Here is a 13,307-nt window from a genome sequence, read left to right as displayed (position 1 = left end):
TCTATCTAAGTTTACGAAGCAACTGCCATTTCAACGGACGCAGTTTTTGATAGATGGAAACCGCGCGTATTCGTTCCAACGAGCGGGCGAGGATAAGCGACATACGCCCTTGGAAAGTAACCGGGCGAACATAGTCGCGCAGTGGTGTCGTTTGGTCACGTAAGCCGATTTTCCATGGCTCGTCGCCAAACCCAAGATCGAAACACATGTGGCCGTCTGTTTTCAGTGCATATAACAGGCGCAATATCAGGACTTTTCCGGGCGAAAACCTGCTCCATTTGCCATTTTCGAACGTTGTGATCATTGCACAGTAGTGACCATTGCGGACGACGCTCCACATGGTGGCCAATATTGTTTCCCCTATCGCGAGTGCTGAAAGATGCAGGGCGTTGTGTCGAGCCAGTTGTTCGGTCGCTTCTTCAAAAAAGCGCTGCTTTTCAGGATGCGCATCGAAACCAGGGACCATGGTTTCTTCAAAACGCCGTTGTTTCTGACGCAACATAACCTCCAGAATGGCGTGCCGCTCAGCTTCGGTATGCGCGACAAAGAAACGATATCCTTCCATCTGCTGAAGCGCTCGACCGTGCTTTTTTATGTTACGGATACTTCGTATAGACTGCTCTATTGCCTCCATTGGACGTGCCAAAGAGATCGCATGTGTGGAGGCTTCTGACGAGAGGTTCGTCAACTGCCACAAAGGATTTGCAAGGGTTTCAACACGCTCCGGCATTTTTCGGAGCGCAATCGCATCGTGAGCGGGGACGGATGCGACAACAGCTTCGAGAAGACGCATTACCGTATTTTGTGATAGTTGCGCTGCGGCTGGAAATACGACGGGCCCATTATAATCGCTCATACCCTCATCGATAAATGAAAGCACGCGGGAACCGTAGACACGGGTAATAGCAAATGGCAGGAAAAGAAGTGGGGTACCGTCGTTCTGGCGAACCTCGCTCAAGCATAGCTGTACGCCGAGTTTCTGCCCGTAACTCGCTTCCCATGCCTTCAGGAAGGATCTGGCTTGAAACACGAAAAATGCGCTGCCCGCTTTGTCATCGGCATCCGGCCAGTCGGTGGATAGCTGCTTCGTGCTGCTGTAAACCCGAATGTCGAAATCATTGGTCAGCATGAGGGTCTTTCAGAGCATCCTAAAATTTGGGAAATCTCAACGGTGTGAGCCTGCCGAATCTCATTTTATAGTTGAAGTGTTTAGTAGATTTGAAACCAAAGGAAACTATGAAATGCTGGCTTGACTGGCCTGAGCCATTAGATTGCTTTGCACATGCTTTCTCTCAAATAGGGCAACGATGTCTATTTCGATTATCATCAAAACTTTGAATGAGGAAAAGCGCATCGCCGAGGCTGTGGAGAGCGCCTTGAAAGCTCTGCCCGGCGGGCAGGTGGAAGTAATTGTAGCGGATAGTGGATCGACCGATCGCACGATAGAGATCGCACGATCCTATCCGATCAAAATTGTGCAGATCGAGCCTCCTGCGCAGGCTAGCTGTGGTCTCGGCCCGCAGCTAGGCTTCCAGTATTCGACACAGCCCTATATCTGCCTGATTGATGGCGACATGATACTCGAGCCGGATTTCCTGCCGACAGCCCTCGATTATCTCGACAAACATCCTGACGTGGGCGGGGTGACCGGCCATGTCGTGGACCAGATTCTAGAAAGTCTGGAGTTCCAGCGTCGTGCGAAGCGCCATTCACCGGAGGCGCGCGCAGGCGATATTGATCGCATGAACGGCGGTGGGCTTTACAGGCGCAGCGCGATCGAACAGGCGGGGTATTTCTCGGATCGCAATCTTCATGGTCACGAAGAGTTTGACGCGGGCGTTCGCTTGCGCAGCAATGGCTGGAAGCTCTACCGATTGGATCGTCCTTTCGTGCAGCATTTTGGCTATACGATGAATGCCTACAAGCTTCTGGTCCGACGCTGGAAAAGCAAATATCTGCGTGGAACCGGTGAAGTGTTGCGTGCCGCGATTGGACAGCCGCATCAGAAAAACTTGTTCCGTGAGCTGCCGGAACTCCGGCTTTGGGGGGCGGTCTATTTTTGGTGGCTGGCGATCATAACAGCTCTTGTTTTTGTACCAGGATGGCCGCTGGCAATTCTGATCGCGGCCGTAATTGCTGCGGCTCCGTTCGTGGCGATGTCTGTCCGGTCTCGTAGTATCGAACTGGGTATCTATGCGGTGGTCGCATGGATATTTCATGCAGCAGCGCTACCGCTTGGCTTTTTTCAGCCCCGCCGCAAACCAACGGACTGGATCGAAAGCAAGGTTATAAGAGAACCTTGATGAAAATCCTGCGGCTGGCCATATTTGCTTCGCTTATAGGTCTCGCTATGCCCGGTGCCGATGCTGAAGAATGGCTTCCGGTCACTGAAAAAAATCTCGAAATTTCTGCGGGAAGCCCGCTGGATTTTTCGAGGTTTCTGGCAAATACGCCGATTGAAGAAAAAAATCGTTTGATCGCCAATACTGCAGGGCATTTCGCACAGGCCGACAAGCCGGACCAAGCAATGCGACTACAGTGTGCGGCGATTGGCTGGGGGCCTCCATCTTCAGGCATCGTGGACCATGCATTCATCGATCGTTACGTCCAACAGCTTCGCCTGCACGGCTACAATATAGCGCGGTTTCATTTCGTTGATGCCGATCTGATGCTGGGACAGGCAGACGATTTCGATTTCCGTCCCGAAGCTCTCGACCGGATGCGCTACCTGATGGCGGCGCTCAAACGTGAGGGCATTTACTGGATCATTGACGGACTTACTTCCGAAAGCGGCGCTTTGGGCGGAAAGGACACTAATCGCTGGGGTCCGGAGGGTAATCTGAAACGCCGGGCCTATGTCGAAAATGAAGCATTCGAACATTGGCTGCGCTTCCAGAAAGAAGTCTACGCCACTGTTAATCCCTATACCGGCCTTTCACCTCTTGAGGACCCCGCACTCGCTCTGGTCATTCCGCTCAACGAGAACGGCATCGAGTTTACGAGCTTCTTGCATGAGAATGACGACGGGGCCACATTCTGGCCAGGTTATCGTCCAGCGTTCAATGCATTTCTCACAAAACGCTATGCCGACACCGCTGCCTTGTCGAGAGCATGGGGTGGTTTGGCATCCGGCGAAAATCTGGAGCAGCAAACCATCTATTTGCCCGAAAGCCGCAGCAGTGGTGGAAGGCGGCTCCATGACTTTCAGGCCTTTCTCGTCGAAAGTGAACGTTTGCTGGCGCAACGGATGGAGCAGGCGCTGCGCGATCTTGGCTATCGTGGTCTGATCGCCCCTTATAACAACTGGTTCACCGTCCAGACCGCCCTTTCGCGACAGCCTCAGAAAGTGGTGGCCGCCAACACCTATCATGACTGGATCGGAACCCTCAGTCCCGGTACGGAAATCAAGCATACGAGTTCGATTGCCGACGCTGCTGCCTATATCAGTGAGATCGCTGCCGGGCGCTGGATCGGCCGGCCCTTTCTTGTGACCGAGTATGAGCATCTGTTTTGGAACCGTTATCGGTATGAGGCAGGTCTGGTGTTTCCGGCCTATGCCGCATTGCAAGGTTGGGACGGTATCTGCCGTCATGGGCAGGGGCCGCTAACGCTTGCATTTGACGAGGCAGCTCCTTTTCGTCAGCGTATCGTGCCGTACACTTTCGCGGTAGATCCTGTTGCGCGTGCCGGCGAAACACTGGCGGCGCTCCTGTTTCGCCGGGGAGACGTGGAAACCGCAGCTTTCGATGTGCCATTCACGATGCAAGGGGAGACGAGCCTTGGTGAATCGCTCGAACTTCGAGAACCGGCCCGGTTGAAACCGTTAGCACTTCTTGGTGGGATTGGTCTTGCCACGAAGGAACTTGCGTCGCCGCAAGGCTTGCAGAAAAAGGTCGCGGTTGACTACCGGAACGTGTCACTCGACAACGTGTTGCAGCGCTTGAAGGCAGCAGGACTTCTTGCGGATGATAACGCAACCAGTCCTTCGCAGGGCTTGTTTGAAAGTGCTACCGGTCAAATCTGGCTCGATCGTAACAAGCTGCGGATGCACGTCGTTACACCTAAAACCGAGGCCATCGCCTTTGCCGAACTGAAAGATCGTCTGACTTTGAGTGAGCTATCCCTCGGCAATGCCGAGGAAAGAGGTTTGTTTGCTGTTTCGGCAATTGATGAAAAGCCGCTTAAGGACAGCGAAAAGCTGCTGATAATTTTCGCCAGCGATGCTCGTAATACCGATATGCGTTTCCGCGACAAGGCGGAGAAAATCATAGAGGATTGGGGACAACTGCCAGTCACGTTGCTGCGCAATCGGGTGGATGTGAGACTGGTAGGAAATACGGTTTCGTGGACGCTCTCGCCGGTTGGTCTTGATGGCGAGGTTCATGAAAAAATAGCGTCAGGATCAGGCTCCGCTGCTTTCCGGCTGGACAACGGAGCGGGCAAGGAGGGGCCGACGACTTTCTTCCTTCTAGAGCGAAAGCTTGAAGTTCAATAAAAGTCCGTCGAAAGCCTGCTCCAGCTTTCGCCGGCCAATCCGCCAATAAAGATGTCATTGCGCTGTACCGCGTTCAGCATATCCGTGCTTGCCGTGACCACACAGACATTGGCTTTCAGGCGGAAGAACATGATCGAGTGCTGCGAGAGCGCATTGAGATAACGCGGGTCAACCCGGCCTTGCGCAGCAATATGCCCCTCTTCCTGCAGGTAGAGCAGCATCGCATCGACGGCATGTTTTTCCGTCCCGGCTTTTGCGATGACGTTCAGAACTTCAGCCATGCCATTGGAGCGACTGTAGTAACAGAAAAAGCCGCTCGGACTACCGGTTTGGTCGTTGATTGCACAGAGGTGCAAGGTGCCAGCAGCCTGATTGTCGAATGCCATCTGAAACAACCAGTTGATGTCGCTTTCGGTCCAGGCCGGATGGGCTGAATAGCTTTCGATCAAGCCGGGAACGAGCGAGATTGCTTCGTCCTGCGCTATTTCCTTCACACTCGCTCGGGACTTGGCGGCTTTCTTGATTCGGGGGATCGGGAAGAGCGGGTTAAGCATCTTGCCAACCGAACTTGTCGCCCACCCGTCAAGGATCGGACGCCGTTCGGCAAGGTAACTGGCCACATAGCTTGCAGCCTGGAACACGCGCGTCCATCCAAGTCCGTGCGTGCTGAGCGTTACCCCTCCGATCGCTTCGAAATGTCTGAGGCTCACGGGCGCCGCGCTGTCGCTGAAGTTGAGTATCTTGTCACTTGGGCGCAAAGTGAGGGTCAGTTCGGCAGCGCCGCGGGGTGACATCTCGGGTTTCATCATGAAAGCGCATAACAGTCGCCCCATGACCGTTTGACCATTGACCTTGTAGGGGATCGGGAGGACCGAGAGGGCGCTATCGATTTCGCCATGGTCGTCCTCGTGCACGACGCTGCCGATCGCGGGGTCGTAATAGGGGTTCTCAAAAAAGAAGTTCCGAAAGTATTGATCGAAATTTTCGTTACACGACTTCGATTGTGGGCGGAAAACGCGCTGAAACAGGGTGCGGACGGCTGGAATATCATCGGTGTCCATCGCGCGAACACGCCGTGATTTGCTGCCATTTGCTGGTGTCGAGATATGCACCATCTAAGCCCCCGCTTGTTTGAAACCGCCCTTTTTCTCTTCTGCGTCACGACTCCGGCGAACGAGGTAGATAACGCATCCCCAGGATGCCAACACAATACTGATTTCAATTACGTAAATAGCCGCGAAAGTTCCTGTGATCGGCGCATACCAGGTGGCCAGTGCCAAAAGTGGCGCGCCGAGGATATTGCCTGTATTCAGGACCGCAGTGCGATAGCTATGCTGGCTCGCTGCCCCCAGGAGATCGACCGCTATCGACCACAAGGCAACAAACACCGTGATCCAGCAAAGCGTGCGGCAGAAGGAAACCAGCGTGTCGTACTCGCTCCCGAACAGATATGGCAGGTAAGGCGCAATAATAAAGACAGCCAGCGAGGTGAATATGCCGATCGCAAATGCAGCACCGAGCAAGCGCATTGTAATCGGCAGGGCATGATGGATGCCATTAGCGCTGGCGCGCGCCAGATGAGGATAGACAAGACGGTTCATCGCCTCGACAGTCAAGGTGCTGCTGTCGATGATGCGGCGGGTGACACCATAACTGCCGACTATGCTTGGTGGCACCAATGTGCCGAGAAGCAGGAGGTCGGCATTCTGGCGGACTGCCTTGAAGATGAACTGCGATGCAAACATCACACCGAGCCGCAGTTCGTCGCGCACGATTGTGTATTGCGGTCGACCCAGCCTGCGCAAAAACAAGGTATAGATCACGGCGACCAGCACATGAACCCCAAACTGCCAATAGGCCCACCCGACAACGGTGGAGACGCCGAATACAAGGCAGGCGATTGCGGCGGCAATCGTGCGGGCTACGGCAAATCCAACAACGGAGAGATTGGCCGATATGAAGTCGGTGTGCGCGATATAGATCTGCTCGACCAGCAGGATAAGACGAACCAGCACAATATTGGTGACAAGCAGCAGGAAAAGCCCAACCAGATTCCCCGAAAATTCGGGAGAGCTGCTCAGCCAGAACGGCAAAATCAGCATCCCGGCGGCGACCAGGACTATGCCGGTTATTCCGATAAGAATGAGATTGTGACCGAGCATGGCCGGATAGATCGCCCGGTTCTGCGCTACACGGCGTACAAGGCATTCCGCTCCGCCAAGGCCACAAATGAAAGTGGCGATGCTGGTCACCGCCATCACTGTCACGAACAAGCCGAATTCGTGGGAGCCGAGATATCGCGCCAGAATAGCAAATGTAAAAAGTTGCGCGATATTTGCCGCGAAAAGGCTGCCGCTAGAAGCTGCGTAGGACAGTAATGTCGACCAATGGCGTTTCAAGTTTTCATACCAAATGTTCAGGCCGCTCTGGCCCAGCGTGCTTCTGGGAGAATAAAGACGCGCTCGAATTTCAAGAAAAGGTTATGGCAGCGAACTGGATTATTTTCCGTAAAGTTTTTGGTTGTGAGACATATGCTCCATTTTCTCTTAATCCCGAAAAACATGAGGTGCCAAGCATGTCGGCCGAATTTTATGAGGATCTATAGGACTAAATGATCACCATTTGCATTTTAGTGACACTCTTGCATGGGATTGCCTTTCATTAACCGAATTTTTTAATCTTTAAGTCTAATGAAAACAGTAGCGCCATGTTTGCGCTATTGAGTGAACTTTAGGGGCGACTAATGTACACCTTGCGCGACCTCGCTTCGAAAGCACAGGTAACGGAGACCGGCAGTGAAAATCTGGCCTCTGTCGATGGCCGGTTGCGCGCAGTCAGGCGCGAGACGCATATCGTCCGAGAAGAAGAAAAGCTCACTGAGACAATCACTCCTGCAAACAACGGATTGATGCTGCCTGAACTCGACCTGTTCGAGGCGCTTGCCTGGATGCGTGCCCGGTGGATTTTGATTGCGGCACTGGCAATATTAGGTGGCCTGGCGGGCCTCGCTTACGGGATGACGGCAAAGCCGAGATACACAGCCTATACGGATTTGCTGGTTCCGCCGTCTGGGCTCCAGTTGCTGCCCAACGATGTCTATGCTCAGAGCCTGCAAGCCGATAGCCAGATTCTCGACATCGAAAGCAAGATGCGCATCCTGACTTCCGGCAATGTACTCCGGCGGGTCGTGACGGACTTGAAACTGAACGAAGATGAGGAGTTTGTTCCTCCACCGCCGACGTTCGATCTACGGGCTATGCTGGGCCTCAGCAAACCGGCGGGTCCAAAAGATGATACGCTGACTGCGGTTCGCGCCCTTTCGCAACGGATCAACGTTACGCGGCCTGAACGGTCCTATCTGGTTACGATTGCGGTCTGGACTGAAAATCCGGAGAAATCCGTGCGGGTCGCGGATTCTCTGGCGAATGCTTTTCAGGAAGAAGTTGCGCAAGCGGATGCTGATGGGGCAGGGCGCGCGGCGGCCGCCTTGTCCGAACGGCTGTCCTCGCTGCAGAAAGCAGCAACTGAGGCGGAAGAGAAAGTTGCGGCGTTCCGCAGGGCGCACGGTCTGCAAACATCGGGTGGAGAACTCGTCAGTACCCAGTCGATGACGCAGATCAACTCCAAGCTTGTCGATGCCAAAGCGCGCGTCGCTGATGCAAGCACGCGCTATGAGGAACTGACAAAAGATACGGGCAGTGCGGTTAGTCCGGCAAGTACGTTGCAGTCGCCCACAATGACAAACTTGCGTGGACAATATGCATCGCTGAAACAGCGTTACGATGCTCTCGCCATGACTTACGGGCCACGTTATCCAGAGCTGATAAACACGGAACGTCAGCTTGCCGGTCTGGAACAGCAGATGACGCAGGAGCGGGCACGTATCTTGCAATCTGCCAAAGTTGACCTTGATCAGGCAAATGCCGTCGTCGCAGCTCTCAACGCGCAGGCAGCTTCCGCACGCTCGGCCGTCGCACTCGACAATGATGCGCAAGTCCAGCTTTCGGACCTCGAGCGTGACATGGCCGCTAAAGTATCGATCTATAATACATTCCTGACCCGGTCGACGGAGACGAACCAGCGCCAGCAACTTGATGCGACCAACATTCGGATCATTTCAACCGCCATTCCTCCCATCAGTCGTAGCTGGCCGCCCAAGACCATGGTGCTCGGTGCTGGGGGTGGCATTGCCGGGATGGGGCTCGGCGTGGTTCTCGCACTCGGTTTGGGCTATCTTGGTGCGTGGCGTCGAAACCGAGAGGATCTGGTCTGACTTGGCTGAGTTATCGGTACATTACCGTGCGGAGACGCAGCCGCGAGTCTCGTCGGCTATCGGGGCAGCACTCTTTCTCTGCATGTTCTTGTTTGTCTGGATAGGCACGAGCCCCTATCCGGATCTGGGCACTGTCACCGGTGTGACGGCTACAGCCGCAGCATCCAGTTCGTTGAACCAGTTGGTCACCTTGTTCCTTACGGGCAGCTTTCTGGTTTGTGCACTAAGCAGTTCCATGCGCAACGCCATCATGCAACCGCGCCTTTTGATTGGTCTGATTTTCTTTTGGCTCTTCGTGACCGCCTTGCTGTCCGCTCATCCCATGATTGCCAGCAAGAAAGTCGTCTTGTCTATCCTGACCGCTTTGAATGCGAGCATTTTTCTCATATTGCCACAATCTGAACGCCAGATGGCACGGTTGTTGGCAATTGGTTCATTGATAACGCTGGCATTTGCCTATTTTGGCATAATCTTCATGCCGCAACGTGCGATTCATCAGGCGACCGAAGTCATCGAACCCATGCTGGCTGGCTCGTGGCGCGGCCACTATCCGCACAAAAATGCCGCCGCTGCATCACTGGTGCTCATGAGCTTTTTCGGACTTTATATCTGGAAAGCCGGGTTACCCAAAACCGGTCTGCTTATCGTCGCCCTTTGCGTGTTTTTCGTTCTGCATACGGGCGGCAAGACGTCGACGGCCATGTTGCCCTTCATCGTCCTGATGTCGCTGGTCTTTGTGAGGATGAAATGGACGCGGGTTTTCATTTCGATCGGCGGGATTGTTGCCTTCAACGTTGTTGCCGTCGGTGCGGCGGTCTTCGATCCCTTGCGCGAGCTTGTTCAAAGCCTGGGCGTTGATGCCAGCTTTACAAATCGATCCGATATCTGGAAACTCGCATTCTCTGCTATCTCGGCCAAACCGATATTTGGTTATGGTCTGGACTCGTTCTGGAAAACCCCTGAAATGGTCTATGCTGGCGGGGGCGGTGCCAGTTGGGCTGTTGCAGCCTTCAATGCGCATAATTCTTTTCTGGATATGATGATCAATGCCGGTGTTGTTGGTTTAATTCTGACACTTATCTGGATAATGGTCTTGCCGCTGCGATACATTAAGGAAGCGGAAAGCACAGATAACGACCCTATATTAACGCTCCTTTATATTCGCCTTTGGCTTTACGGATTATATATGTCTTGTATGGAGAGTACGTTCTTTCAGAACGGTGGGGCATTGTGGTTCTGTATTATGGTTGCTGTCTTCGGATTGCGCTTGCAGGCAAAGGCGAGGCTCGTCTGAAACGGCTTTTGGGGGAGCTGGGGCAATGATGGAAATGGATAGTCTCGAGCGGGTGCGCAGTCGCTTGGAATGGTATGCCATTCGGCTGAACGACAGTATCAGTCGTCGGTTTCCATTGCGTCCATTCTGCCTGCCGAAAAATGAGCGGATCATCACTTTTACGTTCGACGACGTGCCCGATACGGCGGAGAGCGCCGGGGCCGCTATTCTTGACAAGCATGGGGTTCACGGCACTTTTTATATTGCAGGAAATCTGGTCGGCACAAAAGAGACCAAACGGAACCTGATCACGCAGGAAGGATGTCGCAAGCTAGTCGAGCGTGGACATGAATTGGGCTGTCATACATATAACCATCTCAAAGTCCCCTACGCCGGAGCACGGGAAATAGCTTCCGATCTTGATCGCAACACAGCCTATCTCGATGCGTTCGAGCCTGATCGTGCCGAACCGCGCAGCTTTGCATATCCCTATTGCGCCTCGTCCGTCATGTCGCGTCGGCTTTTTGCCGATCGTTTCGCAACATGTCGTGGCGGTGGTAACCGGATCAATCGTGGCATGATCGATCTGGCCTTTGTGCAGGCAGTCGAAATTAGACAGCCTGATGATGAGGCCATCCGCCAGACCCGTTGGATCGACGATCTGGATGCCAATCCCGGCTGGCTCGTCTTCTACACGCACGATGTCAGCGATAAGCCAACCGAATTCGGGTGCAAACCTGAAACATTTGAACGCCTCGTATCTCATGCGATGAGAAGCGGAGCGACTGTTCTTTCTGTTCGCGAGGCCTTGGCGCGCCTTGGCGCACAACGAGGTGCTGCTTGACGCATGTAAATGACAAGGAACATCGCCTGCTGGCGATCAACAATTACTTTTATCGGCGCGGTGGCGCCGAAACTGTTTTTCTCGACCATATCAAACTGTTTTCCGAAATCGGCTGGCAAACGGCCCCTTTTGCCATGCAGCATCCAGACAATTTTGCGTCCGACTGGTCTTCCTATTTCGTTTCAGAAATCGAGTATGGCCGGGAAAGCAGCCCGCTTAACAAAGTCGTGCAGGCAGGCAAGATCATCTATTCATGGGAAGCGCGCAGCCGGATCAGAGCGTTGATCGAGCACTTTCATCCGAATGTCGCACATGCGCACAATATCTATCACCATTTGTCGCCGTCGATTTTCCCGGTTCTGAAGGAAGCGGGTGTGCCGACGGTTATGACGGCGCATGACCTGAAGCTGGCCTGCCCGGCCTATAAGATGCTGTCACACAACCAGATCTGCGAACGCTGCAAGGGCGGGCGCATCTATAATGTGGCGTTTCATAAATGCATAAAAGATTCCACAACCTTGAGCGGGCTGGTTTTTGTTGAAACAGCGATCCATCGCATGCTCGGCCTTTACCGCAATACGCTTGACCGGATTGTCGTGCCCAGCCGGTTCTATATTGCCAAACTCGCTGAATGGGGCTGGCCACAGGAAAAGTTGGTCTACATCCCCAATTTCGCCCATACGGACGGTCTGAAGCCCTATGCGGATGAGGGCGATTATTTCGCCTATGTCGGAAGGCTGGCGCCTGAAAAGGGGATCGGTACTCTCATTCGCGCCGCGGCCAGTGCCGGCCAGAAACTCGTCATTGCGGGCACCGGGCCTGAAGAACAGTCATTGAAGGCGCTTGCGACTGAGACGGGTGGCGATGTCACTTTCGCTGGCTATGTCTCGGGAGAACGCCTGCATCGTCTCATCGGAGAAGCGAAAGCGCTCGTTTTGCCGTCCGAGTGGTATGAGAATGCCCCGATCAGCATTCTGGAAGCCTATGCTCTTGGGGTGCCGGTGATTGGTGCCGACATCGGCGGAATTCCTGAAATGATTATCGAAGGCGAGACCGGGATGGTCTCGCGTACCGGTAACCTCAACGATCTCGCCCGTGTTCTTGCTAATTTTGCGGAATTAACACCGCAGGCACGACGCAAGATGGGAAATGTGGGCCGGGTCTGGGCCGGCAGCGAATTCTCGCCGCAGGCGTATAGAAACCGGACCCTGGAGCTTTATGCCGAGTTGGGGGCGCTTTGATGGTCCGAGAAGACAAACGGCCTCGCGTCCTGATGCTGGGCTTGCGCGGTATTCCGAATGTTCAAGGTGGAGTGGAAAAACACGTCGAGGAGCTTGCGCGGCTCTTTGTGACGAAGGGCTGGGATGTCGAAGTCATTGGGCGCCGTCCTTATCTGGAAAAGAAGCAACCTTATGTATGGGAGGGCGTACAGGTGACGCCGATCTGGGCACCGACCTCCATGAAATTCGAAGCGATTGTTCACACGGTGCTGGGCGTGTTGCGGGCGGGCTTCAAACGTCCGGATGTTGTGCACATTCATGCAATCGGCCCGGCTTTGGCTGTTCCATTGGCACGATTGCTGGGGTTGCGCACGGTCGTGACGCATCACGGTTTTGACTATAATCGTCAGAAGTGGGGGCGGCTTGCACGCACGATGCTGAAGCTTGGCGAATGGTGCGGTATGCGTTTTGCCAATGCGCGTATCGCCGTGTCCAACGACATCGCACAAACCATGCAACAGCATTACAACGTACCGATCACTTTCATCCCGAATGGTGTTACGCTCCGTCCTGCCTGCGGGGACAAGGTATGGCTGGAAAAGTACGGTTTGAACTCAGGCCGCTACATTGCTCTGGTGGCCCGTATCGTTCCAGAAAAACGTCAGCTCGATCTCATCGAAGCCTTCGCAAAACTATCCGATCCTTCTCTGAAACTGGCTCTGATTGGTTCGGCGGAATATACGGCTGAATATGCCGGAGCCGTTCGCGCAAAAGCCGAGACTGTGCCAGGTGTCGTGCTGACGGGTGCGCTTCAGGGAGGGGAACTGTCAGCCTTGTTCAGCCAGGCGACATTGTTCGTTCTGCCGTCCAGCCATGAGGGCATGCCAATCGCGCTCCTCGAGGCAATGGGATATGGCTTGAACGTGCTTGCGAGCGATATTACTGCCAATGTCGAAGTAGGGCTTCCAGAGGACAGTTATTTTCCTCTCGGCAATGTCGATGCGTTGAAGAATGCGTTACGGCAGAAGATCGATAAGCCCCTGACCGGTGAGCAATCGCAAGCAATGATCGACTGGATTGCGCGGGATTACAGTTGGAACGGCATCGCTGATCGCACGCTGGAAGTCTATACATCCATTCTAAAATAGAAATTTGGTCTATCAAAAACAATGGCCCCGAAAGCTCTCGCTCCGGGGCCAGAT

The 13,307-nt window shown here is 54.0% G+C and carries 10 protein-coding genes; 7 read left to right on the top strand and 3 right to left on the bottom strand.

What is annotated here, in order from left to right; genetic code table 11:
- Position 1: 1 nt before the first annotated feature.
- Positions 2-1,129 carry a GNAT family N-acetyltransferase gene (locus tag ACYSN1_RS05345; RefSeq protein ID WP_461724708.1) on the bottom strand — a complete coding sequence of 376 codons (1,128 nt, stop codon included), beginning with the start codon at positions 1,127-1,129 and terminating at the stop codon, positions 2-4.
- Between the two features lie 178 nt (positions 1,130-1,307).
- Here ACYSN1_RS05345 and ACYSN1_RS05340 point away from each other — a divergent pair, with 178 nt between their 5' ends.
- Positions 1,308-2,303 (top strand): glycosyltransferase family 2 protein, encoded by a 996-nt coding sequence (locus ACYSN1_RS05340; protein ID WP_461724707.1) that lies wholly within the window; start codon positions 1,308-1,310, stop codon positions 2,301-2,303.
- On the top strand, positions 2,303-4,495 hold the full coding sequence (locus tag ACYSN1_RS05335; RefSeq protein WP_461724706.1) for a glycoside hydrolase: 2,193 nt from the start codon (positions 2,303-2,305) through the stop codon (positions 4,493-4,495). Before ACYSN1_RS05340 ends, ACYSN1_RS05335 begins: the two co-directional genes overlap by 1 nt.
- Here the strand turns inward: ACYSN1_RS05335 and ACYSN1_RS05330 are convergent.
- Entirely contained in the window at positions 4,489-5,610 is a 1,122-nt protein-coding gene (locus ACYSN1_RS05330; RefSeq protein WP_461724705.1) for a hypothetical protein, read from the bottom strand. The two genes, ACYSN1_RS05335 and ACYSN1_RS05330, sit on opposite strands and share 7 nt — an antisense overlap.
- On the bottom strand, positions 5,611-6,894 hold the full coding sequence (locus tag ACYSN1_RS05325) for a lipopolysaccharide biosynthesis protein (RefSeq protein ID WP_140020181.1): 1,284 nt from the start codon (positions 6,892-6,894) through the stop codon (positions 5,611-5,613). It abuts the gene before it with no gap.
- Between the two features lie 344 nt (positions 6,895-7,238).
- On the opposite strand from ACYSN1_RS05325, the gene ACYSN1_RS05320 reads away from it, so the two are divergent.
- From ACYSN1_RS05320 to ACYSN1_RS05300, 5 genes are read left to right on the top strand one after another with little or no spacing between them, the layout of a single operon-like run.
- Positions 7,239-8,768 carry a GumC family protein gene (locus ACYSN1_RS05320; protein WP_461724704.1) on the top strand — a complete coding sequence of 510 codons (1,530 nt, stop codon included), beginning with the start codon at positions 7,239-7,241 and terminating at the stop codon, positions 8,766-8,768.
- Entirely contained in the window at positions 8,677-10,062 is a 1,386-nt protein-coding gene (locus ACYSN1_RS05315) for an O-antigen ligase family protein (RefSeq protein WP_461724703.1), read from the top strand. The genes ACYSN1_RS05320 and ACYSN1_RS05315 overlap by 92 nt, the downstream gene beginning before the upstream one ends.
- Before the next feature lie 25 nt (positions 10,063-10,087).
- Positions 10,088-10,885 (top strand): polysaccharide deacetylase family protein, encoded by a 798-nt coding sequence (locus ACYSN1_RS05310; RefSeq protein ID WP_461724702.1) that lies wholly within the window; start codon positions 10,088-10,090, stop codon positions 10,883-10,885.
- On the top strand, positions 10,882-12,126 hold the full coding sequence (locus tag ACYSN1_RS05305; protein ID WP_461724701.1) for a glycosyltransferase family 4 protein: 1,245 nt from the start codon (positions 10,882-10,884) through the stop codon (positions 12,124-12,126). The genes ACYSN1_RS05310 and ACYSN1_RS05305 overlap by 4 nt, the downstream gene beginning before the upstream one ends.
- On the top strand, positions 12,126-13,253 hold the full coding sequence (locus tag ACYSN1_RS05300) for a glycosyltransferase family 4 protein (RefSeq protein ID WP_461724700.1): 1,128 nt from the start codon (positions 12,126-12,128) through the stop codon (positions 13,251-13,253). The genes ACYSN1_RS05305 and ACYSN1_RS05300 overlap by 1 nt, the downstream gene beginning before the upstream one ends.
- Positions 13,254-13,307: the final 54 nt, after the last annotated feature.

It is taken from the genome of Brucella sp. LJL56 (genome assembly GCF_054871705.1).
This window is presented reverse-complemented; position numbering and strand designations above follow the sequence as displayed.

Excerpts from the sequence above, each read along its gene's own strand:
- ACYSN1_RS05345 (WP_461724708.1), bottom strand. The coding sequence starts at position 1,129 with ATGCTGACCAATGATTTCGACATTCGGGTTTACAGCAGCACGAAGCAG.
- ACYSN1_RS05340 (WP_461724707.1), top strand. The coding sequence starts at position 1,308 with ATGTCTATTTCGATTATCATCAAAACTTTGAATGAGGAAAAGCGCATC.
- ACYSN1_RS05335 (WP_461724706.1), top strand. The coding sequence starts at position 2,303 with ATGAAAATCCTGCGGCTGGCCATATTTGCTTCGCTTATAGGTCTCGCT.
- ACYSN1_RS05330 (WP_461724705.1), bottom strand. The coding sequence starts at position 5,610 with ATGGTGCATATCTCGACACCAGCAAATGGCAGCAAATCACGGCGTGTT.
- ACYSN1_RS05320 (WP_461724704.1), top strand. The coding sequence starts at position 7,239 with ATGTACACCTTGCGCGACCTCGCTTCGAAAGCACAGGTAACGGAGACC.
- ACYSN1_RS05310 (WP_461724702.1), top strand. The coding sequence starts at position 10,088 with ATGATGGAAATGGATAGTCTCGAGCGGGTGCGCAGTCGCTTGGAATGG.
- ACYSN1_RS05300 (WP_461724700.1), top strand. The coding sequence starts at position 12,126 with ATGGTCCGAGAAGACAAACGGCCTCGCGTCCTGATGCTGGGCTTGCGC.